9 protein-coding genes are annotated in these 26,560 nt (G+C 73.9%); 4 read left to right on the plus strand and 5 right to left on the minus strand.

From position 1 onward, the window contains the following. Positions 1-206: 206 nt before the first annotated feature. The 4 genes from ACFYVJ_RS32830 (at position 207) to ACFYVJ_RS32845 (ending at position 5,128) form a co-directional block, all read left to right on the plus strand. Complete coding sequence (locus tag ACFYVJ_RS32830) at positions 207-2,939, plus strand: LuxR C-terminal-related transcriptional regulator (protein ID WP_388899498.1); 2,733 nt, start codon at positions 207-209, stop codon at positions 2,937-2,939. Positions 2,940-3,146: 207 nt separating this feature from the next. After that, positions 3,147-3,929, plus strand: coding sequence for a thioesterase II family protein (locus tag ACFYVJ_RS32835; protein ID WP_388899501.1), 783 nt, complete (start codon positions 3,147-3,149; stop codon positions 3,927-3,929). A 27-nt stretch (positions 3,930-3,956) separates the two neighbouring features. Then, entirely contained in the window at positions 3,957-4,184 is a 228-nt protein-coding gene (locus ACFYVJ_RS32840; protein ID WP_047014281.1) for an acyl carrier protein, read from the plus strand. After that, positions 4,181-5,128 carry a 2-oxo acid dehydrogenase subunit E2 gene (locus ACFYVJ_RS32845; RefSeq protein WP_388899505.1) on the plus strand — a complete coding sequence of 316 codons (948 nt, stop codon included), beginning with the start codon at positions 4,181-4,183 and terminating at the stop codon, positions 5,126-5,128. Before ACFYVJ_RS32840 ends, ACFYVJ_RS32845 begins: the two co-directional genes overlap by 4 nt. 130 nt (positions 5,129-5,258) lie before the next feature. Here the strand turns inward: ACFYVJ_RS32845 and ACFYVJ_RS32850 are convergent, their stop codons facing one another. The 5 genes from ACFYVJ_RS32850 to ACFYVJ_RS32870 form a co-directional block, all read right to left on the minus strand. Beyond that, positions 5,259-20,102 carry an SDR family NAD(P)-dependent oxidoreductase gene (locus tag ACFYVJ_RS32850; protein WP_388899507.1) on the minus strand — a complete coding sequence of 4,948 codons (14,844 nt, stop codon included), beginning with the start codon at positions 20,100-20,102 and terminating at the stop codon, positions 5,259-5,261. A 126-nt stretch (positions 20,103-20,228) separates the two neighbouring features. After that, complete coding sequence (locus tag ACFYVJ_RS32855; RefSeq protein ID WP_388899510.1) at positions 20,229-20,900, minus strand: DedA family protein; 672 nt, start codon at positions 20,898-20,900, stop codon at positions 20,229-20,231. Between the two features lie 97 nt (positions 20,901-20,997). After that, the gene (locus ACFYVJ_RS32860; RefSeq protein WP_388899512.1) at positions 20,998-21,504 is read right to left on the minus strand and encodes a hypothetical protein; all 507 of its coding nucleotides are present in this window, start codon (positions 21,502-21,504) and stop codon (positions 20,998-21,000) included. Between the two features lie 206 nt (positions 21,505-21,710). Beyond that, entirely contained in the window at positions 21,711-23,213 is a 1,503-nt protein-coding gene (locus ACFYVJ_RS32865; protein ID WP_388899515.1) for an FAD-dependent monooxygenase, read from the minus strand. A 69-nt stretch (positions 23,214-23,282) separates the two neighbouring features. Then, positions 23,283-26,560 (minus strand): SDR family NAD(P)-dependent oxidoreductase (locus ACFYVJ_RS32870; protein ID WP_388899518.1); only part of this gene is annotated, 3,278 nt, incomplete at its 5' end.

Raw genomic sequence — 26,560 nt, forward strand, 5'->3', positions numbered from 1 at the left:
GGCCGGGATGAATGACGCAAAACGGACCTAGGCATTATCTCGCGACCTGAGAAAACCCGGCCTTGCGTAACCAAACTCGACCTGTGAAACTACTAACCGAATACGCGGTACGGCGCTTCCCCTGAGCGCCGTATGACCTGGACTTGCTCAGGTGCATTGATTCACACGACGAATCAATTGCGCCAACGGGAGGTGAGTAATCCGGTATGGCTTTCGTCATCCGTGCGGCCGAATTCGAGGCGCTGCGGTCTGCTTTCTCTCGCTGTCTCCACGGAATGTCGCGCACAATTCTGATCGAAGGCGGCGTGGGTTGCGGCAAGAGTGCGCTTTTACACGCCATCACAGAACACGCGGCCGACATGGGCGCGACCATTCTCAGCGTCCAGGGACGGAGCACGGCGGCGCACCCGCCGATCTCCCTGTTCCAGCAGCTCGTCGCGCAAGTGCCCGCCCCGCCGCCCGGCGAGGGCCCGGCGGGGGCCACGCCCGCGCTGCAGTTCAGCGCCGCGCTGCCGCACGTCGCGGAGAACGGCGCGGTGGTGATCAGCATCGACGACGTGCAGGACATCCCCTGGTCCGAGCTGGACTTCCTGCTCCAGGCGGTCGGCTGGCACCGTAGCCGGCGCACCCTCATCCTGCTGTCCCACTGCCCGCACCTGCGCCATCGCGACCAGCCGGTCAAGACCGAGCTGCTGCGGCGGCCGAACGCCCAGCGCATCCACCTGGGCCCGCTGGACGAGCGCGGGGTGCGGGCGGCGGTCACCACGCGCGTCAACCGGCCGCACGAGCAGTGGATCGAGCTGCTGCACCACCTCAGCGGCGGCAGCCCGCTGCTGCTGCGCGCGCTGCTCGAGGATCTGCGCGACGAGGACATGGAGGCCCGGCCGACGGGCGCGGAGTCCGCGGCGGAGCTGGGCATGTACGGCCGCGCGGTCGTGTCCTGCCTTTACCGCAGCGGCGCCAGCGCCGTGGAGCTGGGGCGGCTGATCTCCGTTCTCGGGGATTCGGCGGCGCCCGAGCTGCTGGCGGGCATGACCCGTATTTCACCGGCCGTCATGGACCAGCAGTTGGAGGCGCTGCGCCACTCGGGCCTCCTGGACGGTACGAATTTCCGGCACGAGAGCGCTCCCCGGGAAATTCTTGCGGACCTCGGCACCCTGCAGCGAAACGAATTGCACCGGCGCGCGGCCGTGGTCCAGAACAATGCCGGCAGCCCCACCACGGAAGTGGCCCGGCATCTCCTCGCCGCCCGGCACGCGGCGGAGGCGTGGCAGCGGTCGGCGTTGCGCGACGCCGCGGAGACGGCCATCGGACAGGAAAACATCAGGCTGGCCGTCAGGTATCTCGAACTGGCGCTGGAAAACAGCCCGAGCAGCCCGGACCGTATCGAGATATACATGCGCCTGGCGCTCATCACGCAGCGCATCAGCCCCGCGGCCACGGAAATCCGGCATCTGACCGCATTGCTCAGCGCCTTCCACGCGGACAAGATGCCGGCCACGGCGTACGACGGGCTCGCGGATCTGCTCTTCAGCTACGGCAAGGTCCAGGAGGCGTTCGCCGTGCTGCAGCGGCAGGGCGCCGAGTCGAGCGCCGCCGACGTACGCGCCGGTGATCACCCCAGCATCGCCTGGCTGTGGGCCTGGTACAGCCACCACTCGTCCGGGCAGGAGGACGCCGGGCAGGACGGGCAGGAGGGCGAGGCGCGGACCGCGCGGCTCCCGCCCGCCGACGGCGGCGCGCCGAGCACGTACGCGTCGGCGACCTCCCTGTTCCAGACCTTCGAGGGCTCGTTCCTCTTCGGCGGCCGGGGCGACTGGGCGGCCGCCGCCGAGAACCTGCTGGAGGTCTCGACCCTCTCCGACGCCACGGTCTGGTCGCTGGCCAGCTCGATCAAGGCCCTCGTCATCGCGGACCGGCTCGACGCGGCCTGGCAGTGGTGCGAGTGGCTGGTCAAGGAGTCGGCGAGCCGGGACGCACCCGGCTGGCAGGCCATCTTCTCGCTCCAGCAGGCGATCGTCGCGCTGCGGCAGGGCAAGCTGGCCGCGGGCCTGGACTGCGTCCGGCTGGTGGAGAGTGTCATCACCGAGCGCAGCACGGGCTACGCGTGCGCGGCCGAGGCCGTACTCGCCGCGCTGCACATGGAGATGGGGCGCTACGACGAGGTGGCGCGGGTGTTCGCCAAGCCGATTCCCCCGGCGTGGGAGAAGAGCGTCTACTGGCTGAGCTACCTGTGCATCCGCGGCTGCTTCCACCTCGCCACGAACAGGCCGCACTCGGCGCTCGCCGACTTCCTGCGGATCGGGAAGGTGGCCGAGCGCACCCTGGTCGACCACCCCACGCTGGTGCCGTGGCGGCTCTACGTCGCCCAGGCGTGGCTGCACCTGGGCGACAGCCAGATGTCCGCCCGCATGCTCGCCGAGCACACCGCGCGCGCCCCCGGCCACGGCGGTCGCGACCACGCGATGGTGCTGCGGCTACGGGCCCGGCTGGCGCCGCCGCACAAGCGCCCCGGCCTGCTGTTCCGGGCGATCGACGAACTCCTGGACACCGGCGACCGGTTGGACCAGGCGCGTACGCTGCACGAGCTGGGCGTCGCGCTGCACGGGCTCGGGCACGAGTCCTGGGCCGCCAGGGCGCAGGCCGCGGGGGCGCACATCGCGCGCAACTGCCTGCCCGACCATGCCGTGACGCGCACGCTCGTACCGGAGCGGACCAGCAAGGCCGTGCACGAGGCCCTGGGCAAGGAGAGGCTGCTCACCCGGGCCGAGCACCGCGTGGCCGCGCTCGTCGCCAAGGGCCTGACCAACCGTCAGGTCGCGAACCGGCTCCACATCACCGTGAGCACCGTCGAGCAGCACCTGACCCGCATCTACCAGAAGCTCGGCATCTCCCAGCGCGCCGACATCGGCACGCGGCTGAAGAGCATCCCGCCCTGATCACCGCAGGCCCACGCCGCGGGGCGCGGCCGGCACCGCGCCCCTCTGCACTCTCCACCGGTCCCGTACCTCTTTAGAAGCTCTTTGTCGGGCTTTCAACCGGTGTCCGTAGCGTCGCAGTCCACAAACGAGTCGGAGTGCTCAAGGTGCGCTCTCCACCGTGTGCCGCCTCTCGCACCCGGGAGAGCGCGGGAAGGCGTTGGCACGGTGCCCACTGAGATCCCGTTCGACGAGACGTGGCTGCGCCGCTTCGGCACGGCCCGGCAGCCGGACGTACGGCTTGTCTGCCTGCCCCACGCGGGCGGCGCGGCAACCACGTTCTTCCCGCTGCAGCGGGAACTGCCGCCGTCGGTCGAGTTCGTGGCCGTGCAGTACCCGGGCCGGCACGACCGCAGGCACGAGCAGCCGCTGCGCGACGTCCGTACCCTCGCCGACCGCGTGGCCGCCGCGCTCCGGCCGCTGACCGACCTGCCGCTGGTCCTCTTCGGGCACAGCATGGGCGCGGTCGTCGGCTTCGAGACCGCCGCCCGGCTGGAGCGGGACGGCGCCAACCCGCCCCTCGGGCTGATCGCCTCGGGCCGGCACTCCCCGGCGACACCGCGCGTCGAGACCGTGCACCAGCGCGACGACGACGGGCTCATCGACGAGATCACCAAGCTGAGCGGCACCGACCCGCAGGTCCTCGCCGATCCGGACATGCGCGCCATGATCCTGCCGGCGCTGCGCGCCGACTACACCGCCGTGGAGACGTACCGCTACGACCGGAGCTTCCTGCTGCGCTGCCCGGTCAGCGTCTTCACCGGCACCGCGGACCCGAAGGTGGCCGAGCACGAGGCGGCGGCCTGGGAGCCGCTGACCTCCGGCGCGTTCCGCATCGAGCGCTTCCCCGGCGGCCACTTCTACCTCGACGGCGCGGAGCGGGCCGTCGCCACCGCCCTCCTGCGCGACATCCGGGCGTTCACGAACGCGCCCGCGCCGCAGCCCCGTTGACCCACCCCGAAAGGTAGTGCCCGCTTCATGACGACCATCGACGATCTTGTGGTGCTGATCCGTGACGAACTGGGGCTGCCGGTGTCCGTCGAGGACGCCGACCGGCCTCTGGACGAGATCGCCGGCTGGGACTCGGTGCACCTGCTCTGGCTGACCGCGGCCATCGAGCGCCGCACCGGCCGCAGCGTGTCGCTGCCGGACCTGCTGGAGGCGGGCAGCCTCAGCGGCATCCACAAGGCGGCGGTCGCGGCGTGAGCGTCAGCCGCTTTCCCGCCGAGCGCCGCCACACGCTCTACCACTGCGACGAGATACGGGCCACGGCGCCGGTCTTCCTCGACACCGAGGTGGACATGAGCCGGGTGCAGGAGCACCGGGCGGAGGCCAGGCGCGACGGCCGCCGGTACTCGGTCGTCTCGTACGTCCTCAAGGCGTCCGGCAGCGTGCTGGCCGCGCACCCGGAGGCCAACGCCGCCATCCGCGGCCGGCTCCGCCCCAAGGTCGCGCGCTACGCGACCGTCGGCGGCAAGGTGACGCTGGACAAGACCCTGGGCGGGCGCCGCGTGGTGCTGTCGTCGGTCGTGCCGAAGCTGGAGCAGTCGAGCCTGGACGACGTGCAGCAGCACGTGGACCGGCTGCGCGACGGCGACCCGGAGACGATGCCGGAGTTCGAGGCGGTACGCAAGCTGCACCGGCTGCCCGTGCCGGTGGGCCGCACCCTGTTCCGGCTGGCCACGCGGTCGTTCGCGCACCGGCCCGAGCTGCGGGGCACCGTCGCCGTCACGTCGCTGGGCCACCGAGCGGTGGACGGCTTCCACTCCGTCGGCGGCACGACCGTCACACTGGGTCTGGGGCGGATCGTGGACCGCCCGGTCGTCAGGGACGGCGCGGTCGTCGTGGCGCCGGTGATGCGGCTGAGCCTCGCCTTCGACCACAGGGTGATCGACGGGGCGGAGGCGGCGGACGTGCTGTCCGAGCTCAAGGACTTCCTGGAGGGGTACGCACCGGAGGCGGCCCCTGAAACGGCCGCCGCCGCGGAGGCCGGCGCCCCGCCGGCGGCCGTCGCCGAGCCGGCCGCGGAGGAGTCGTCCGGAAAGCCGGCCGCCGAGAAGCCGGTTGCGCAGGAGGACGCCGCCGGCGAGGAGGCCGTGCACGAGGCGGTCGATGCCCGCGACCCGGCCTCTCCCGCCCCGAGTACCTGACCTTCTTCGCACCGCCCCCGCGGGGTTCGTTCGCCGCCCCCGCGACCTGCCCCGCCGGCCCGCGTACTCTCGTCGCGGGCCGGCGGTCTTTTCGTCTGCCCCGGCCCACCGGCCGGGCCGGGCGCGGGAGTCAGTCCCGGCCCAGCTCCCGGTCGATCATCGCGAACATCTCCTCGTCGCTCGCCTCGTCCAACTCGCCGCCGGGCTCCCCGGCGGTCGGACCGGCCTCCTCGGCCCCGTCCTGCCGCACGTCTTCGAGCTGCCACAGCAGGGCCTTAAGCCGCGCGGCGAGCCGCGCCTGCTCCTGCTCGCCGAGCGTGCCCGCGGCCAGCATGTCCTCCAGCTCGCCGAGGCTCCCCGCCCCGGGGTCCGCCGGGGTCTCCGCGGCGGGCGCGCCCGGCAACTCCCCGTCGATCAGGGCGGCGAGCGCGTCGGCGGTCGGGTTGTCGAAGACGGCGGTGGCCGGGAGCCGCAGGCCGGTGGCGGCGTTGAGCCGGTTGCGCAGCTCCACGGCGGCCAGCGAGTCGAAGCCGATGGTCTTGAACGCGGCTTCGCGCGGTACGGAGTTGGCCGAGCCGTGTCCGAGCACGGCGGCGGCGTGCGTGCGTACGAGCCGCACCAGGGCCTCGGCCCGCTCGGCGGCCGGCAGCTCCGCGAGCTGCGCCCCCGACCCGCCCGACGCGGTCGGGTCGTCCGCCGCGACGGTGCGCCGCGCCGGCCTGACCACCTGCCGCAGCACCGCCGGCACCGCCACGCCCTCTTCGGCGCGCGTGCTCAGCCGCGCCGGCACCACGGCGGCGTCGCCCAGCGCCACGGCCTCGTCGAGCAGCGCCAGGCCCTCGTCGGTGGCCAGCGGCAGGATGCCCGTGCGGCTCAGCCTGGCCACGTCCGCGTCGCTGAGGTGGCCGGACAGCTCGCTCTCCTCGGCCCAGTAGCCCCAGGCGAGCGAGACCGCCGGATGGCCCTGGGCCTGACGGCGCTGCGCGAGCCCGTCCAGCCAGGCGTTGGCGGCGGCGTAGTTGCCCTGCCCCGCCGTGCCGAGGGTGCCCGCGATGGACGAGAACAGCACGAAGCCGCTGAGGTCGAGGCCGCGGGTCAGCTCGTCCAGGTGGGCGACCGCGTCCACCTTGGGCGCGAGCACCCGGTCGACCGCGGCGGCGTCGAGCGTCTCGACGGTGCCGTCCGCGGTCACGCCCGCCGCGTGGACGACGGCGGTGAGAGGGTGCTCCGCCGGTACGCAGGACAGGAGCCGTACGACGTCCTCGCGCCGCGACACGTCGCACGCGGCGACGGTGGCCTCGGCCCCGAGTCCGGCCAGCTCGGTCCGGAGCGCCGCGGCCCCCGGCGCGTCCATCCCGCGGCGGCTGGTGAGCAGCAGGTGCCGTACGCCGTGGACGGTCGCCAGATGGCGCGCGACCTGCGCGCCCAGCGCGCCCGTGCCGCCGGTGACGAGCACCGTGCCGGCCGGGTCCCGCGGCGCCGGCACGGTCAGCACGATCTTGCCGACGTGCCGGGCCTGGCTCATGAAGCGGTACGCCTCGGGCGCGCGCCGCACGTCCCAGGTGCGCAGCGGCAGCGGGGTGAGCACGTCCGACTCCAGCAGCGTGACGATCTCGGCGAGCATCTCGCGGATCCGGTCGGGGCCCGCCTCCATCAGGTCGAACGCCTGGTACGCGACGCCCGGGTGGCGCTCCGCGACGTCGGCGGCGGCGCGGATGTCGGTCTTGCCCATCTCCACGAACCGCCCGCCCGCGGGCAGCAGTTCGAGCGAGGCGTCCACGAACTCCCGGGCGAGCGAGTTGAGGACGACGTTCATGCCCGCGCCGCCTGACGCACGCCGGAACCGCTCGGCGAAGTCGAGGTCGCGGGAGGACGCGATCCGCTCCTCCGGCAGCCCCAGCTCGCGCAGCAGCCCCTGCTTCGGCGGACTGGCGGTGGCGTACACGTCCGCACCCCAGTGCCGCGCCAGTTGGACGGCCGCCATGCCGACGCCGCCGGTGGCGGCGTGCACGAGCACCGCGTCGCCCTTGGCCAGCCGGCCCAGGTCGCGCAGGCCGTAGTACGCGGTGAGGAAGACGACGGGCACCGCCGCGGCCTGCGCGAAGGTCCAGCCCTCGGGCATCGGGGCGAGCATTCGCCGGTCGGCGACCGCGACCGGGCCGAAGGAGTGCGGGAGCAGGCCGAGCACCCGGTCGCCGGGGGCGAGGTCCGTCACGCCGGGGCCCACCTCGGTGACGACGCCGGCGCCCTCGCTGCCCATGATCTGCTCGCCCGGGTACATCCCGAGCGCCATGAGCACGTCGCGGAAGTTGAGCCCGGCGGCGCGTACGGACACGCGCACCGTGCCGGGGGCGAGCGGCGCCAGCGCTTCGGGCTGGGGCAGCAGTTGCAGGGACTCGATGGTGCCGGGGGTGGTGGTGTCCAGCCTCCAGGCGCCCGCGCCGGCGGGCGGGGTCAGCGGCGGATCGTCGCGGAGGTGGGTGAGGAGTGGGGTGTGCGCGGTGCCGTGGTGGAGGGCGAGTTGGGGGTTGGTGAGCGCGTGGGCCAGGGCGCGCGGGAGGTGGGTGCGGGTGTCGGTGTGGTCGTCGGCGTCGACGAGGTGGATACGGCCCGGGTGCTCGGCCTGCGCGGAGCGGGCCAGGCCCCACAGCGCGGTGTGCGCGGGGTCGGTCGCGGGGTCGGGGTCGGTGGGCAGGGCGTGGGCGTGGCGGGTGAGGAGGACGAGGGGGGTGTCGGTGAGCCGGGGTTCGGCGAGGTACTGCTGAAGCAGGGTGAGCAGGTCGTGTACGGCGCGGTGGGCGGCAGCGGGGGTGAGGCCGGCCGGGGCGGGGGCGTAGACGACGGCGGTGGGCTGGTCGTCGGCGGCGAGGAGAGCGGTGAGGTCGAAGTGGTGCGGGGCTGTGGTGTCGGGGACCGGTGCGGCAGGGCCGAGGGTTGCCCAGCCGGTGAGGTCCGTTGCGGCGGGCGGAAGTTGCTCCGGGGTCCAGCGCAGGGCGTAGAGGTGGTCCGGGATGCCGGTCGGCTGGGGGCCGGCGGGCAGGGTGCGCAGGGTCAGCTCGCCGACCTCGGCGACGAGGCCGCCCTGCGTGTCGTACAGGGTGATCGCGACGGTGTCGGGGCCGACGGTGACTGCCTTGACGCGCAGGTGGGTGGCGGCGGTGGCGTGCAGAGCAACCTTGGACCAGGCGAACGGCACGCGGATGCCGGCCTCTTGGGCGTCCCCGCTGTCGACGAGGAGGGTGTGAAGGGCGGCGTCGAGGAGGGCGGGGTGGAGGCCGAAGGAATCGGGTCCGTGCTCGCCGGTGTGCTCTTCCGGCAGGACGACCTCCGCGTAGCGCGTCGTCCCGTCCCGCCACAGCGCGGTCAGGCCGCGGAAGCCGGAGCCGTACTCGTAGCCCTGCTTCGCCAGCCAGTCGTACGTGTCGCTAAGGTCCACGCTCGTGGCGCCCGCGGGGGGCCATGCCGCCTGCCACGGCTCGCCGTTCGCGTCGGTCGCGGGGGTCAGGCGGCCGGTGGCGTGGCGGGTGAAGGGGCGGTCAGGATCGTCGTCCGGGCGGGCGTGCACGCTGACCGTACGAACCGATCCGCCGTCCTCCGCGGGGTCGACGGTCACCTGGATCTGCGCGCCCCCGGTCTCCGGCAGCTCCAACGGCGCTTCCAGGGTGAGGTCTTCGAGGACCGGACACCCGGCCTCGTCCCCGGCCCGCAGCGCCATCTCCACCAGCGCCGCTCCCGGCACCAGCACACGGCCCTGGATCCGGTGCCCCGTCAGCCAGCCGTCACCCGCCCGCGAGATACGACCTGTCAGCACCACCGCGCCCGAGGAGGCGACGGTCACCGCCGCGCCCAGCAGCCCATGCCCGAAGGCGCCCAGGCCGAGACCCGCCGGGTCGCCCGCGGAGACGGGACCGGAGAGCCAGTAGCGACGGTGCTGGAACGCGTACGTCGGCAGCGCGACCTGCCGTCCGCCGGACCCGGCGAACACGGCGCGCCAGTCCACCCGCGCCCCGGCCGCGTAGGCGGAGCCCACGCCGGACATCAGCATGCCCGCGGCACGGGAGGCCGCGGCGCCGTCCGGCTCCTCGTCGCGCGGTGCGCGGGAGAGGGCGACCCACCTGATCGGCTCGTCCGGGAGGCACTCCTGTCCCATGGCGGTCAGGACGGGGGCGGGCCCGACCTCGATGAACGTCGCCACGCCGCTCCGGGCGGCGGCCTGTACGCCGTCTGCGAAGCGGACGGCCTCGCGTACGTGCCGGACCCAGTACTCCGGATCGCAGACGGTCTCCGCGTCGGCGAGTTGTCCGGTGACGTTCGAGACCAGCGTCAGGGAAGGCCGGTGGTACTCGACGTCCTCGGCCACCCGGCGGAAGTCGGCGAGCATCGGCTCGATCAGCGGCGAGTGGAAGGCATGGGAGACCCGCAGCCGCCGGGCCCGGCCACCATCCGCCTCCCAGCGAGACACCAGCCCCTCGATCTCCCGCTCATCACCGGAAATCACCACCGACCGCGGCCCGTTCACCGCCGCCACGTCGACCCCGGAGCAGCCCTCCAACAGGGCACTGACCTCGTCGACGCTGCCGCGCAGCGACACCATCGCACCGCCCGGCGGCAGCGCGTCCATCAATCGTCCGCGGGCAGCTACGAGACGGCAGGCGTCTTCGAGCGACCACACGCCCGCGCAGTGCGCGGCGGCCAGCTCGCCCACCGAATGGCCCACGAGCACACCCGGCTCCACACCCCACGCACGGAGCTGGCGGAACGTCGCCACCTCGAACGCGAACAGCCCCGGCTGTGTGAACTCCGTCCGATGAATGAGCCCGTCGGCACCCGTGTCGGCCAGCACCTCGCCCAGCGGGCGACTCAGCAGCCCGTCGAACCCGGCACAGACCTCCTCGAACGCCTCCCGGAACACCGCGAAGCCTGTCAGCCCCGCACCCATCCCAGACCACTGCGCACCCTGACCGGTGAACAGGAGTCCGACACCGCCGGGCAGCACCGGCGAGGCGTCGCCCTCGGCCAACCGCGCCAGTCCGGCCCCGAGTTCGCCCGCGTCGGAGCCGACGACCACGGCCCGGTGGTCGGCCGTCGATCGCGAAAGCAGCGAGACCCCCACGTCGACCGGAGACACCTCTCCCCCGCCCGCCGCGACGAACTCCGCCAGCCGCGCCGCCTGTTCACGCAACGCCTCCGCGCTACGCGCCGACACCACCCACGGCACCACCGGGAGCCCGGCAGAATCCGGTTCCTCGTGCACCGGCTCGGCGGCCGGCTGCTCCAGGATCACGTGCGCGTTGGTGCCGCTGATCCCGAACGACGACACCGCCGCCCGCCGCGGCTCCCCCGTCTCCGGCCACTCCCGTGCCTCCGTCAGCAACGAGACCGCACCCGCGTCCCAGTCGACATGGGTACTCGGTGTGTCCACGTGCAACGTCTGCGGCAGCGCGCCGTGCCGCATCGCCTCGATCATCTTGATGACGCCCGCGACACCGGCCGCGGCCTGCGTGTGCCCGAGGTTGGACTTGATCGAGCCGAGGTACAGCGGCCGCTCGTCCGAGTGCTCCCGCCCGTACGTCGCCAGCAGCGCTTCGGCCTCGATGGGGTCGCCGAGCCTGGTCCCGGTCCCGTGGCCCTCGACCACGTCGACCTGCCCGGCGTTCAGCCCCGCGCCGGCCAGCGCCTGCTGGATGACCCGCTGCTGGGAAGGACCGTTGGGCGCGGTCAGCCCGTTGGACGCACCGTCCTGGTTGACGGCGGAGCCGCGGAGCACCGCCAGCACCTCGTGTCCCTGCTTGCGGGCCTCCGAAAGCCGCTCGACCAGCAGCAGCCCGACGCCCTCGCTCCAGCCCGTACCGTCCGCGCCCTCCGCGAACGCCTTGCACCGGCCGTCCGGCGAAAGCCCCCGCTGCCGCGAGAACTCCACGAAGGTGTTCGGCGTCGCCATCACGGTGACGCCGCCGACGAGCGCCCGGTCGCACTCCCCGTTCCGCATCGCCTGCGCCGCCAGGTGCAGCGCGACGAGCGACGACGAGCACGCGGTGTCGATGGTCATCGCCGGGCCTTCGAGCCCGAACGCGTACGCCACCCGGCCCGACAGCACGCTCGACAGGTTCCCCGTCAGCGCGTAGCCCTCGATCTCCTGCCGCTCGGTCGACATGCGGGGCGCGTAGTCGTGGTACATGACGCCGACGTAGACGCCGGTGCGGCTGCCGCGCAGGCTGTCGGGGTCGACGCCCGCGCGCTCGCACACCTCCCACGACGCCTCCAGCACCAACCGCTGCTGCGGATCCATCGCCAGCGCCTCACGCGGCGAAACACCGAAGAACTCAGCATCGAAATCCCCCGCGTCATGCAGAAAACCACCATGACGCGCATACGACTTCCCCGACTTACCCGGATCCGCATCGAAGAGATCCGCGCCCCAGCCACGGTCCGCCGGAAACTCCGAAATCCCCTCGCCGCCGGACCACACCAGGTCCCACAACTCCGCCGGGGAGGTCACGCCGCCGGGGTAGCGGCACGCCATCCCCACGACGACCACGGGGTCGTCCGCGTCCACGGCGGTCACGGGCGCCGCCGCGGCGGAGGCGGTGGCGGAGCCGAGCAGTTCGTCGCGCAGGTGGCTGGCGAGGCCCGCGGGCGTGGGGTAGTTGAAGACGACGGTGGGCGCGAGGCGCACGCCCGCCGCGGAGTTGACGCGGTTGCGGAGCTCGACGGCGGTCAGGGAGTCGAAGCCGAGTGCCTTGAAGTCCTGGTCGGCGTCGACGGCTGCCGCATCGTCGTAGCCGAGGACCAGCGCGGCCTGGGTGCGGACGAGCGCGACCAGCTCGGCGTCCTGCGCCGCCGCGTCGAGTCCTGCCAGCCGGGCGGCGAGCGCGGACGTGCCGGTCGCCGTCCCGGCTGCCGCCACCCGGCGGGCGCGGCGACGGGGGGCGAAGTCCCGTAGCAGATACGGCACGTCGCCGACCTCGGCCTGCGCGCGGAGCGCGGGGAGGTCCATGCGTACGGGGATGACGTTCGGCGTACGGGTGCGCAGGGCCGCGTCGAAGGAGGCGAGCCCGGGCTCCGGCGTCAGCGGGGCGATGCCGCTGCGGTGCCAGCGCGCGAGTTCGGCCTCGCCGAGCGCGGCGCCCATGCCGCCGGTCCCGCCGACGTCGCCCCACAGACCCCACGCGAGGGCCTGTCCGGCCAGCCCCTGGGCCCGGCGGCGGGCGGCCAGGGCGTCGAGCCAGGCGTTGGCTGCGGCGTAGTTGCCCTGACCGGGGGTGCCGAGCACGCCGGCGATCGAGGAGAAGAGGACGAAGGCGTCGAGATCGAGGTCGCGCGTCAGCTCGTCGAGGTGCGTCGCGGCATCGATCTTGGGGGCCAGGACGTCGCGCAGCGCCTCGGGCGTGAGGGACGCGATCGTGGCGTCGGCGACCACGCCCGCGGCGTGGATGACCGCGGTCAGCAGCCGGTCGTCGGGGAGTTCTGCGAGCATCCGGGCCACGGCGTCGCGGTCCGTGAGGTCGCAGCGGGCGAACGTGACCTCCGCACCGGCGGCCCGCAGTTCCTCCTGCAGCTCGGGCGCTCCGGGCGTGTCGATGCCGCGGCGGCCGGCGAGCAGCAGACGCCGTACGCCGTGCGTCGCCACCAGGTGACGGGCGACCAGCCCGCCCAGCGCCCCGGCCCCGCCGGTGATCAGCACGGTGCCGTTGCGGCGGCCGAGCGGCTGTCCTGTGTCCCCCGGGGGCGGCAGTTGGGTGAGGTGCGGGGTGTGCGGAGTGCCGACGTGGAGGGCGAGTTGGGGGGTCGTCAGCGCGTGGGCGAGGGTGCGCGAGAGGTGGGTGCGGGTGTCGGGGTGGTCGTCGGTGTCGACGAGGTGGATACGGTCCGGCTGCTCGGCCTGCGCCGTACGGGCCAGGCCCCACAGCGCCGCGTGGACGGGGTCGGGCTCGGCGGTGTGGGCGTGGCGGGTGAGGAGGACGAGGGGGGTGTCGGTGAGCCGGGGTTCGGCGAGGTACTGCTGAAGCAGGGTGAGCAGGTCGTGTACGGCCTGGTGGGCGACGGCCGGAGTGGGGTCACCGGGAGCGGGGGCGTAGACGACGGCGTTGGGCTGGTCGTCGGCGGCGAGGAGAGCGGCCAGGCCGGTGTGGTGCCGGGCGGCGGTGTCGGGGACCGGTGCGGCAGGGCCGAGGCTGGCCCAGCCGGTGAGGTCCGTTGCGGCGGCCGGGAGTTGCTGCGGGGTCCAGCGCAGGGTGTAGAGGTCGGCGGTGGCCTGGGGCGCGGCCGCGAGCGTCCGTAGCGTCAGCTCGCCGATCTCGGCGACCGGGCCGCCTTCGGCGTCGAAGAGGGTGATCTCGACGGTGTCGGGGCCGACGGTGACTGCCTTGACGCGCAGGTGGGTGGCGGCGGTGGCGTGCAGCGCCACCTTGGACCAGGCGAACGGCACGCGGATGCCGGCCTCTTGGGCGTCCCCGCTGTCGACGAGGAGGGTGTGAAGGGCGGCGTCGAGGAGGGCGGGGTGGAGGCCGAAGGAATCGGGTCCGTGCTCGCCGGTGTGCTCTTCCGGCAGGACGACCTCCGCGTAGCGCGTCGCCCCGACCCGCCACAGCGCGGTCAGGCCCTGGAAGCCGGAGCCGTACTCGTAACCGAGTTCGGCCAGCCGGTCGTACGCGCCTGCCAGGTCTGCGCTTTCTGCACCGGCGGGCGGCCATGCGCCCTGCCACGGCTCGCCGGCCGCCGCTTCGTCGGCGGGGGTGAGGCGGCCAGTGGCGTGCCGGGTGAAGGGGCGGTCCGGGGCGTCGTCGGGCCGGGCGTGCACGCTGACGGTACGCGCCGCGCCCTCGCCTTCGGCGGGGTCGACGGTGACCTGGATCTGCGTACCGCCGCTCTCCGGCAGCTCCAACGGCGCTTCCAGGGTGAGGTCTTCGAGGACCGGACACCCGGCCTCGTCCCCGGCCCGCAGCGCCATCTCCACCAGCGCCGCTCCCGGCACCAGCACACGGCCCTGGATCCGGTGCCCCGTCAGCCAGCCGTCACCCGCCCGCGAGATACGACCAGTCAGCACCACCGCGCCCGAGGAGGCGACGGTCACCGCCGCGCCCAGCAGCCCATGCCCGAACGCACCGAGGCCGAGACCCGCCGGGTCACCGCTCACCGCCGCCCCGGACAGCCAGTAGCGGCGCCGCTGGAAGGCGTAGGTCGGCAGCGCGAGGGGCCGTGCGCCGACGCCACCGAACACCGCGCGCCAATCCACGCGCGCGCCCGCGGAGAACGCGGCGCCGACGCCGGACATCAGCACACCGCTGGCACGCGCGCCCTCGTGCGCAAATTCTTCGTTTGCCTTCGCAGATTGTTCAATCCGCGATTCTTTCTCTTCTTCCCGGGGTGCGCGGGAGAGGGCGACCCAATTGACGGGCGCGTCCGGGAGGCATTCCTGCCCCATGGCGGTCAGGACGGGGGCGGGCCCCACCTCCACGAAAACGGAGACGCCCGTGAGAGCCGCCGACTGCACGCCGTCCGCGAAGCGGACGGCCTCGCGTACGTGCCGGACCCAGTACTCCGGATCGCAGACGGTCTCCGCGTCGGCGAGTTGTCCGGTGACGTTCGAGACCAGCGTCAGGGAAGGCCGGTGGTACTCGACGTCCTCGGCCACCCGGCGGAAGTCGGCGAGCATCGGCTCGATCAGCGGCGAGTGGAAGGCATGGGAGACCCGCAGCCGCCGGGCCCGGCCACCATCCGCCTCCCAGCGAGACACCAGCCCCTCGATCTCCCCCTCATCACCGGAAATCACCACCGACCGCGGCCCGTTCACCGCCGCCACATCGACCCCGGAGCAGCCCTCCAACAGGGCATTGACCTCGTCAAGACTGCCGCGCAGCGACACCATCGCACCGCCCGGCGGCAGCGCCTCCATCAACCGGCCTCGCGCAGCAACCAGCCGGCACGCATCGGACAGCGACCACACGCCCGCGCAGTGCGCGGCCGCCAACTCGCCCACCGAATGACCCACGAGCACACCCGGCTCCACACCCCACGCACGGAGCTGGCGGTACATCGCCACCTCGAACGCGAACAGCCCCGGCTGCGTGAACTCCGTCCGGTCCACCAGCCCGCCGTCGCGCGCGGCCAGAACCTCGCCCAACGGCCGGCTCAGCAGCCCGTCGAACCCGGCACAGACCTCCTCGAACGCCTCCCGGAACACCGCGAAGCCCGTCAGCCCCGCACCCATCCCAGACCACTGCGCACCCTGACCGGTGAACAGAAGACCCACACCGCCGCCCGGCGAGGCCGCGGACCGCTCGGAGTCGTCCGCCGCCACCCGCGCCAGCGCGCTCTTCAACTCCTCGATGTCGGCGCCCGTCACCACGGCGCGGTAGTCGCCCGTCGACCGCGACAGCAGCGACAAGCCGACGTCGACCGGAGACACCTCTCCCCCGGCCGCCGCGACGAACTCTCCCAGCCGCGCGGCCTGCTCACGCAACGCCTCCGCGCTACGCGCCGACACCACCCACGGCACCACCGGAAGCACACCGGACCGCTCGGCGGGTGCCGGCTCCGCCTCCGGTGCCGCCTCCAGGATCACGTGCGCGTTGGTGCCGCTGATCCCGAACGACGACACCGCCGCCCGCCGCGGCTCCCCCGTCTCCGGCCACTCCCGCGCCTCCGTCAACAGCGACACGGCACCCGCGTCCCAGTCGACATGCGTGGTGGGCTGATCGACGTGCAGCGTCTGCGGGAGGGACCCGTGCCGCATCGCCTCGATCATCTTGATGACGCCCGCGACACCGGCCGCGGCCTGCGTGTGCCCGAGGTTGGACTTCAACGACCCCAGCCACAGCGGCCGTTCCGCCGAGTGCTCCCGCCCGTATGTGGCGAGCAGCGCCTGCGCCTCGATCGGGTCGCCCAGCTTGGTGCCGGTCCCGTGCGCCTCCACGGCGTCGACCTGCCCGGCGTTCAGCCCCGCGCCGGCCAGCGCCTGCTGGATGACCCGCTGCTGGGAGGGCCCGTTGGGCGCGGTCAGCCCGTTGGACGCACCGTCCTGGTTGACGGCGGAGCCGCGGAGTACGGCAAGCACCTCGTGTCCCTGCTTGCGGGCCTCCGAAAGCCGCTCGACCAGCAGCAGCCCGACGCCCTCGGCCCAGCCCGTACCGTCCGCGCCCTCCGCGAACGCCTTGCACCGGCCGTCCGGCGAAAGCCCCCGCTGCCGTGAGAACTCCAGGAACATCCCGGGCGAGCCCATGACCGTGACGCCGCCGACGAGCGCCCGGTCGCACTCCCCGGTCCGCAGCGCCTGCGCCGCCAGGTGGACGGCGACCAGCGACGACGAGCACGCGGTGTCGATCGTCACCGCCGGGCCTTCGAGCCCGAACGCGTACGCCACCCGCCCCGACAGCACGCTGACCGTGGTGCCGGTGAGCAGGTGACCGTCGTGGCCGTCGTGCCCGTCGGCGAGCCGGGGGCCGTACTCCTGCGCGGTGGCGCCGATGTAGACGCCGGTGCGGCTGCCGCGCAGGCTGTCGGGGTCGATGCCCGCGCGCTCGCACGCCTCCCACGACGCCTCCAGCACCAACCGCTGCTGCGGATCCATCGCCAGCGCCTCACGCGGCGAAACACCGAAGAACTCAGCATCGAAATCCCCTGCGTCATGCAGAAAACCACCATGACGCGCATACGACTTCCCCGACTTACCCGGATCCGCATCGAAGAGATCCGCGCCCCAGCCACGGTCCGCCGGAAACTCCGAAATCCCCTCGCGCCCCGACCACACCAGGTCCCACAACTCGTCCGGCGACGTCACACCGCCCGGATAGCGGCACGCCATCCCCACCACCACGACCGGATCGTCCGCGTCCACGGCGGTGGCCGTCGTCGTGACGCCGTCGTCGGTGCCGGTGAGGCGGGCGAACAGGTGGGCAGCGAGGCGTTCGGGGGTGGGGTGGTCGAAGAGGACGGAGCTGGGCAGGTCGAGACCGGTGGCGTCGGCCAGCCGGTCCCGGAGGGTGACGGCGGAGATCGAGTCGAAGCCCAGGTCCCGGAAGGCGCGGCGGACCTCGACGGCCGACACGTCGGCGTACCCGAGGACGCCTGCGGCCTCGCCAACGACGAGCGCCAGCGTCTCCGCCGGGTCGCCGCCGGTACCGGCGGAGGAGGCCGTCGGAGCGGCGGAAGCCGGGGCGTCCGTACGCCCCCCGCCGGGGCCGTCGGCCGGGCGTACCGCCGGGGCCTGCCGCTCCCCCGTCAGCCAGTGGCGCTCGCGCTGGAACGCGTACGTCGGCAAGTCGACATGCCCGGCGTCCGCGCCCTGGAACACGGCGGACCAGTCGACGGCGACGCCGTGCAGATGGGCCCGTACGACCGCCGTCAGCACCTCGCGCACCTCGGGCGTGCCGCCGCGGCGCAGCGGTACGGTCACGGCGCTCGGCAGGCAGTCCTCGGCCATGGCGGACAGGACGCCGTCCGGGCCGATCTCCACGAGCGTGGTGACGCCGGCCGCGCCCAGCCAGCGCACGCCGTCGTGGAAGCGGACGGTCCGCCGGACGTGCCGCACCCAGTAGCCGGGGTCGCAGACCTCGTCGGCGCCGACCTCCTGGCCGTCGAGGTTGGACACGATCGGGATGCGCGGCGGCCGGAAGTCCAACTCGGCGGCGACCGCGGCGAAGTCGGCGAGCATGCCGTCCATGTGCGCGGAGTGGAAGGCGTGGCTCACCCGCAGCCGGCGCGTCTTCCAGTCGCGCTCCGCGCACACCGCGGCCAGGCGCTCGACGGCCTCGGCGTCGCCGGAAACGACCGTGGCCGCGGGGCCGTTGACAGCGGCGACGTCCAGCCCGGGGAGGGCGCGGGGGCCGCTGAGCAGCGGCTCGACCTCGTCGGCGGGCGCGCGCACGGACAGCATCGCGCCGCCCTCCGGCAGCGCCTGCATGAGCCCGCCGCGGGCGGCGACCAGGCGGCAGGCGTCGGGCAGGGTGAGCACCCCGGCGACGTGGGCGGCGGCGAGTTCGCCGATGGAGTGTCCCGCCACCACGTCCGGGCGCATGCCCCAGCTCTCCAGCAGCCGGAAGAGCGCGACCTCGAAGGCGAAGAGCGCCGGCTGCGCGTAGACCGTGCGGTGCAGCTCCGGGTCGTCGTCGGCGAACATCACGTCGCGCAGGGGGCGGTCGACGTACGGCGCGAGCGCGACGTCGAGCGCGGTGCACAGCTCGTCGAGTGCGGCGCGGAACACCGGCCAGGTCGCGTGCAGTTCGCGGCCCATGCCCGCGCGCTGGCTGCCCTGGCCGGCGAAGAGGTGCGCGACGCGGCCGTCGCGGACGGTGCCGCGCAGGACGCCGGAGGCGGGGGTGTCGTCGGCGAGCGCCGCCAGGCCCGCGAGCAGCGCGTCGAGCGTCCCCCCGGCGTCCGGAGCCGCCGCCTCCGCGGGGGTGAGGGCGGGGAGGACGGCGGCCCGGTACTCGAAGGCCGCGCGGGTGGTGACGAGGGCGCGGGCGACGTCGACGGGAGGGGCGACGTCGCCACGCGCGGTCAGGTGGTCGTGCAGCCGGCGCGCCTGGGCCCGCAGGGCGGCGGCGCTGCGGGCGGAGAGGAGGAAGGGCAGCACGCCGGCGCCGGTGACGGGCGCCGCGTCCTCCGTGAGGCCGGCCTGCGCGGGGCCTACGCGACCGGCCGCCGCCTCGGTGTCGGCGCCCCGCGCCGGCGGCTCCGCCACCACCACGTGCGCGTTCGCCCCGCCCATCCCGAACGAGCTGACCCCCGCGATCAGCCGCCGGTCCTCGTGCGGCCACGGCCCGTGCTCCTCCTGGACCCGCAGCCCGAGATCGGCGAGCGGGATCGCGGGGCTGGCGGTGCGGAAGTGGAGGCTGCGGGGCAGCTCCCGGTGGTGCAGGCTCAGCAGCGTCTTGATCAGCCCGGTGATGCCGGCGGCGCCTTCCAGGTGGCCGACGTTGGTCTTGGCGGAGCCGACGCGCAGCCGGTCCCCGTCGCCGCGGCCCGCACCCAGGGTCTCGCCGAGGGCCGTCGCCTCGACGGGGTCGCCGAGACGGGTGCCGGTGCCGTGCAGTTCGACGTACTGGACGTCGGTGGGCGCCACGCCGGCGCGGTCGCAGGCCAGCCGCAGCAGGTCGGTCTGGCCCCGGCTGCCCGGGGTGGTGAGGGTGTCCGTGGTGCCGTCGTTGTTGACGGCGCTGCCGAGGATGACGCCGAGCACGCGGTCGCCGTCTTCGAGGGCGTCGGCGAGCCGCTTGAGCAGGACGAGCCCGCCGCCCTCGCCGCGTACGTAGCCGTTGGCGCGGTCGTCGAAGGTGTGGCAGCGGCCGTCGGGCGACAGGGCGCCGAAGCTCTCGGTGATCTCGTAGCCGTCGGCGGTGAGGTTGAGGTTGACCCCGCCGGCCAGGGCGAGGTCCGCTTCGCCGCGCAGCAGGCTTTCGCAGGCGAGGTGGACGGCGGTGAGGGAGGAGGACTGCCCGGTGTCGACGGACATGCTGGGGCCGGTCAGGCCGAGGAGGTACGAGACGCGGTTGGCGATGATGCCGCGGTGCAGGCCCGTCGCGGTGTGCTGGCCGACGGCGGCCGGGCCGAGCTGCTGGGTGAGCCGGGCGTAGTCGTCGGCCATGGCTCCGACGAACACCCCGGTGCGGGTGCCGGCGAGCGACGCGGGCACGATGCCGGTCCGTTCCAGCGCCTCCCAGGCCAGCTCCAGCACGAGGCGCTGCTGCGGGTCCATGGCGGCGGCCTCGCGCGGGCCGATGCCGAAGAAGGCGGGGTCGAAGAGGTCGACGTGGCCGAGGAACGCGCCGCGGCGCGCCTTCTGCCCCGCCTCCCCCGGCGCGTGCAGGTCGGGCCGGCCTTCGGGGAGCCCGGTGACGGCGTCGCGGCCGTCGCGCAGCAGCTCCCAGAACGCCTCGGGCGTGTCAGCCTGCGGGAGACGGCAGGCCGTCCCCACCACGGCGATGGATGCCGGGCCTTCGGGTCGCGCGAGGGCCTGGGCCGCCGGTTCCGACACTGTCCACACTCCGATTCCGTCGGGGGCCCGGCGGGCGCGCGGAGGCGATGCCGGGCGCGGTACTGGCTCATGCTGGGCGGCCGGGCTAAAGAGGGCCTAACCGTGGGCTGAGTGCTTACGCACAGGTCACGCCGACTCCGCCGGGGCCTCGCGGCGCTCCCGGCGCCGGGCCCGCAGCCGGACGACGACGAACCGCACGACGAGCACGAGGAGGATCGCGCCGACGACGGCGGTGAACCCGTTGGCGTACTGCTCCACCGTGTCGTGGCTGCTGCCGACCGCGTAGCCGACGGTGAGCAGCACGAGGTTCCACAGCAGCGAGCCGATCGCCGTGTACGCCACGAACAGCGGCATCGCCATGCGCTCGATCCCGGCGGGGAGCGAGACGTAGCTGCGCACGATGGGGATAAGCCGGCCGACCAGCACCGCCTTGGCGCCGTAGCGGGCGAACCACCCCTCGGCGCGGTCGAGGTCGGACTCCTGGACCAGCGGGAAGCGGATGAAGATGGCGCGGGTGCGGCGTCTGCCGAGCAGCGCGCCGACGTAGTAGTGGAGGACGGATCCGATGACGGAACCGATGGTGCTCCAGCAGACGAGGGCGAAGAAGTTGAGATCGCCGAGGCGCGCCGTGTACCCGCCGAGGAGCAGCACCAGCTCGCTGGGCACGGTGGGGAAGAGGCTCTCCAGGCCGGTGGCGATCGCGACCCCGGGCGAGCCGAGGCTCTCCATGAGGTCGGTGGCCCAGTTGCCTGAGCCGTCCGAGGGGCCGGCGGCCCACACCTGAGGTTCGAGGATCATCGCACTTCCCGGGCTCTGCGGGTCGGGGGCGGGCAGGAGTGACCGGCGGGGGTGTGCCCGCCGGTCTCAGCCCGTCGTTCGGCTGCGGTCCGCGACGTCAGTCGCAGAGCGCGATGGAGTTGAACGACTCGGTCTCGCTGACGAGGGTCCACGTCAGCTCGCCGACCTTGCCGGCGTAGCGGCCACCGGTGCCGTAGGCCGGGAGCTTCTGCTCCTTGCCGGAGGCCAGCGCGGTCAGGTTGACCAGGCCCGCAACGTGGATGGTGCCGTCGTCGAGGGTGTACTCGGCGGCCGAGAACGAGAACAGCTCGCCCGTCTCGGCGTCCTTCTTGATGATGATGCCCTTGATGTCGTTGGTGCCGATGCGGTTGCGCTGGTCGTCCAGCACCGCGTCCTCGGTGATCACGACGTCGCCGACACTGGGACCGACCGGAGCCGCGTCCTTGGTCTCGGTGGTGACCAACTGCTCGATGAAGGAGAGGGTCATGCACTCGGCCTTGTGGGTGTCCGCGGCGTGGGCCTGGCTCGCGCCGATCGGCACGGTGAGCACGATGGCCGCGGCCCCGGCGGCGGTCAGCCGGGAGGGGATCTCTGTCGGGCGCACTGCTGTCCCTTCTGGTGGTGATACTGCTGGGCGAAAGCGCCGGGCCCCGCTCAGCAGAGCAGGCACCGGCGCCGACGCGGTCATGCTGGTGCGTTGGCCTAAAGCCGCCCTTGCCCGGTTCTCACCTTCGGAGTACGGGCCGCGGGCCGCCCGGAGAGCGCGGGGCGCGGGGCCGGGCGCGCTCTCCGGGCGCGTACCGGATCCGGTCAGGCGGTGGGGGCGCCGAACCAGGCCCGGAGCGCGATGCGCAGTTCGTCCTGGCCCCAGCCGTCGCCGTCGTGCCAGGCGACGCAGCCGTCGGGGCGCAGCAGCAGGGTGCCGGGCAACTCAGGTACGGGCTGGGCGCGGACGACCTCGACCCGGTCGGCCCAGCCGCTCTCCTCCTGCGCCGAGGCGTCACCGGAGAGGTCCAGCAGCACGCCGCGGCCGGACTGCAGGGTCTCGGCGACGCCCATGTCGCCGGCCGCGGTCTTGATGCGCACCTGCGGCAGCCGTCGGCCGAGCAGCCGGTCGTCCTCGTCGCTCTTCGGCACGCCGTCGTACGCGATGGGGACGGCGGGGCCGAGGTTGGTGACGAGCTCGGCGAGGAACACGTTCACGTCGTCGAACTTCAGGAACTCGGCCATCATCTCGCGCATGTAGCGAGCGAGGGGGCGCGGGTAGAGGAGGGCGAGCTGCGCCTGGATGTTCATGCAGGCCAGCCGGCCCGCGAGGTGCCGCTCGTCGTGGTACGAGTCGAGCAGGCTCTCCGGCGCCCAGCCGTGCACCTCGGCGGCGATCTTCCAGCCGAGGTTGACCGCGTCGCCGATGGCGGTGCCGATGCCCTGCCCGTTGTACGGGTAGTGGACGTGCGCGGCGTCGCCGGCGAGGAACACCCGGCCCTTGCGGTACTGCTCGGCGTTGCGGGTGACGATCGAGTAGTGCCGCAGCCAGTGCGCCTCGGTGGCCTTCAGCTCCTTGCCGGTGAGCCGCTCGACGGTGTCGCCGAGCTGCTCCAGCGTCGCCGGGCCGTCCTCGAACTCCGGCGGCTCGGTGGAGAACTCGGCGCTGAAGACGCGCATGACGTCGGGGCTGAGCGGGGCGCCGAGGAACTGGTCGCCGTTGTCGGTGTAGGACAGGCCGTACTGCTCGCGGGCCACGTCCTCGCGGTTGATCGCGACGTCGCCGACGATGCCGCGGACGATCACCCAGTCGTCGCCGACGTAGTCGATGCCGGCGCCCTCGCGGACGACGCTGTCCCGCCCGTCGCAGCCGACCAGGTACCGGCAGCGCAGCGTCTCCTCACCGGCGTCGGAGGCGAGCGTGACGGTGATGCCGGACCCGTCGGCGGCCTCCTCGAAGCCGGTCAGGCGGGTGGCCCAGCGCAGGTCGACACCGAGCTCGACCGCGCGGTCGATCAGCACCTTCTCCAGCCGGGACTGCAGCACCATGTGGGTGGGCTCGCGCGGCCCCTGGACCTTCTCGAAGGCCAGGCGCAGGTCCGCGAACCGCACCTCGGGGAAGGTCACCGTGCCTTCCCGCAGCCCGGCGGCCAGGCCGCGCTGGTCCAGCATCTCCAGCGTGCCCGCGTTGATCGCCATGGCCGGAGCCTCGGCGCGCTGCGCGGGGTGGACGTCCACAAGGACCGCGGGCACGTCGCGCATCGCCAGCTCGCAGGCGAGCATCAGACCGGCGGGCCCGGCGCCCACGACGACGACCGGCTCACTCATAAAGGCTCCTTCGGAAGGTACGAACGTACGTCGGCAGGGGGCGCGTCGCCCGGGTCGGCGCTCGGCGCGTCACCGGGCCGCGGCCCCGGCCGCTGGTGCGAGGGGGGTCTCCCCCTCGAACGTGGTCATCAGATAGCCCGCCAGCGCCTGCGGCGTGGGGTTGTCGAAGATGGCCATCGGCGGGATCTGCAGGCCCGACACGGCCGCGACCCGGTTGCACAGTTCGAGGGCCGTGAAGGAGGAGAACCCCAGCTCGGTGAACTGGGCGTCGGCCGGGATCTCCGCGGTGTCCGCGTGCCCGAGGACCTGGGCGGCGGCGTCCCGCAGCAGGTCGAGCAGCAACTCGGCGCGCTGGGCGGCGGGGGCGGTGTCCAGCCGGTGGCGCAGCCGCGCGGCGGCCTCGCCGAGGGGCCCGGCGCCGTCGGCGTCCGCCTCCCGGGCACCGCTGTCCGCCGCGCCGGCGCCGCCGGCCCCGGGGATCGCGCGCAACAGGGAGCCGACGGCGTCCTGTTCCGACTGCCTCACGTAGCGGTCCCAGTCGACGTCCACCAGGACGGGCGCGGCCGACCGGCCGGCGAGGGCCCGTACCGCCAAGCGGGCCGCGGGCGTGGGTGCCATGGGGCGGATGCCCTGGTAGCGCAGGTGCTTTCCGGCCGCGGTCTCCGCCGCGTCAGGGGCCTGCCAGGGGCCGCAGGCCAGCGAGGTGACGGGCAGGCCGCGGGCGCGGTACGTGTGCGCCAGCGCGTCCAGGTGGGCGTGCACCGCACCCTGGGCGCCGAACCCGGCCGCGCCGAGGGCGCCGACCGCGGAGGAGCAGAGCACGAACGCCTCCAGCCCGCGGTCCAGGGTCAGTTCGCAGAGGTTGGCCAGGGACGCGGTGGCCGGGTCGAGCAGCCGGCCGATGTCGTCGCCGTCCACGGCCCCGACGACGGCGTCGTCCAGCTCGGCGGTGTGCACCACCGCGCTCAGCGGGTGCTCGGGTGCGACGGAGCGGAGGAGCGCGGCGACGGCGTCGCGGTCGGTGAGATCGACCGCGGCGACGGCCACGTCCGCGCCCGCCTCGCGCAACTGCGCGACCAGCGCGGCGGTTTCGCCGTCCGTCCCGTCCGTCCCCGGCCCGGCGGCCAGCAGCAGATGGCGTACACCCTCGCGTACGAGCTCCGCGGCGACCTCGCCGGCGAGCGCGCCCGACGCACTGGTCACCAGCACGGTGCCGTCCGTGGCGCGCAGCCACGGCTCGGTGGCGGCGGCGAGGTCCGCGGGCCGCAGCCGGCGGGCGAAGAGCGCCCCGGGCCGGATCGCCACCTGGTCCTCGCGGGCGCCCGAGCGGTCCGCGCGGCCTGCCAGCGCGGCCCGGAGCCGGTCGCGCACGTCCCGGTCGCCGGCGCCGCCCGCGGGCAGGTCGGCCAAGCCGCCCCAGCGCTCGGGGTGTTCGACGGCGAACGCCTGCGCCAGCCCCCAGATCCCGGCCTGCGCGGGGTCGGCGAGCGGGTCCTGACGACCGGTCGCGACGCCGCCCGCGGTCACGAACCACACGGGTGTCCGCGCGGCGGCGTCGTCGAGCGCATGCAGCAGCGCGGCGGACTGCTCCAGACCGTCGGGGCCGTCCGGCCGCGCCGGGTCGGCGAACGCCAGCAGCGACAGCACACCGGCGAGCCGGGGCCCGCAGGCGCCCAGCGCGGCGCGCAGCCGGCCGGCGAACGTCGTACGGGCCATCTCCCGCTCTACGGTGACGACTTCGGCGCCGGCACCGCCCTCGTCCAGCGCGGTGAGCACGGTCCGTACGGCCGGCTGCTCCTCGGCGCCCTCGGGGACCAGGACGACCCAGGCGCCGTCCAGCAGGGGCGGCGTGCCGCCGTCCAGGGCCTCCCAGCCGAGGCGGTGGCCCCAGCCGCGCTGACGGCGCCAGGTGACGAGCGCGGGCAGGACGGTCTTCCACGCCGTGACGTCGGCGTCCCGCACGCCCATCGCGGACAGCACGCCGTCCAGGTCCTCGCGCTCCAGCGCGTCCCACAGCCCGGCGTCGGCGGGGCGGGCGTCGGTCGCCTTGGCGGGGTCGGCGCGCAGCCAGTAGGGGCGGTGCTGGAAGGGATAGGTGGGCAGGACGGGGAGCTTGGCCGCGGTCCCGGGGAGAGCAGGGGTGAGGTCGAGGGGGTGGTGGTGGGTGTGGAGGCTGACCAGGGTGGCGAGGTGGGTGAGGGTCTCCGTGGCCAGGTGGGGGGTGCGCTTCGTACCAGACGGGAGGTGGGGGGTGAGGGTGGGGTGGGGTGCGAGTTCGGTGAAGAGGCTGATGCCGTCGGCGTCGGTGAGGTGGGTGGTGCCTTGGTGGAAGCGGACGGGTTGGCGGATGTGCTGGGCCCAGTAGGCGGGGTCGTGGTGCTGGTCGTTGGTGGCGGGTGCACCGGTGACGTTGGAGATGACGGGGATGTCGGCTTCGCCGAGGGTGTGGTGGGCGAAGAGGTCTGTCAGGTGGTTGGTGAAGGCGTCGAGGATCGGTTCGGTGTGGGCGGTGTGGAAGGCGTGCGCGACCTTGAGCGCCTTGCTGCGGATGCCGGCCTCGGTCAGCTCCGCGGCCAGGGCCTGGAGCGACTGGTGCGGGCCGGCGACGGCGAGGGAGGTGGCGGAGTTGTACGCCGCGATGGCCACCGCGGGGTGGTTCCGCAGGTACGGGGCGAGGGTGTCGGCGTCGGTGTTGACGGCGAGCATGCCGGTGCCCTCAGGAAGGGTGTGCAGCAGCTTGGCGCGGGTGGCGACCATGTCCGCCGCGGCTTCCAGGGGCAGGACGCCGGTGAGGTGAGCGGCGGACAGTTCACCGATGGAGTGGCCGATGAGCGCGGTTGGCTCGACGCCGGTGGTCCGGAGGAGCCGGTAGCCGGCGACGTGGTGGGCGAAGAGGGCGGGCTGGGTGTAGAGCGTGGTGCCCAGCAGCTCCGCCTGCTCGCTGTCCTTCGCGGCGAACATGACCTCGCGCAGCGGCGTCCCGGTGCCCAGATGTTCGTCGAGCGCCGCACAGACCTCGTCCAGGGCTTCGGCGTAGACGGGGAAGGTTTCGTACAACTCGCGGCCCATGCCTGGGCGCTGGCTGCCCTGCCCGGAGAACATCACCGCGAGACGGCCGCCGGACTCGACGGAGCCGAGGCTGGTGACCAGCGCCGGGTGCGCGGCACCGGTAGCCAATGCGGTGAGGGCTCCGCGGAGTTCGTCGCGGTCCGCGGTGACGATGCCCGCGCGGTGCTCCAGCTTCGCCCGCCCGGACCACAGCCCAGCCGCCAGGGCACCCACCTCGACGTGCGGGTGCTGCTCCACGTACGCCGCCAGCCGCTCGGCCGACTGCGCGAGCGCGGCCG

The organism is Streptomyces sp. NPDC004134, assembly GCF_042874195.1.
In the GTDB taxonomy this organism is placed as follows: Bacteria; Actinomycetota; Actinomycetes; order Streptomycetales; family Streptomycetaceae; genus Streptomyces.

What these genes read in the sequence shown, in the direction of transcription:
- ACFYVJ_RS32865 (WP_388899515.1), bottom strand. Translation starts at nt 23,213, where the DNA reads ATGAGTGAGCCGGTCGTCGTCGTGGGCGCCGGGCCCGCCGGTCTGATG.
- ACFYVJ_RS32830 (WP_388899498.1), top strand. Translation starts at nt 207, where the DNA reads ATGGCTTTCGTCATCCGTGCGGCCGAATTCGAGGCGCTGCGGTCTGCT.
- ACFYVJ_RS32855 (WP_388899510.1), bottom strand. Translation starts at nt 20,900, where the DNA reads ATGATCCTCGAACCTCAGGTGTGGGCCGCCGGCCCCTCGGACGGCTCA.
- ACFYVJ_RS32840 (WP_047014281.1), top strand. Translation starts at nt 3,957, where the DNA reads ATGACGACCATCGACGATCTTGTGGTGCTGATCCGTGACGAACTGGGG.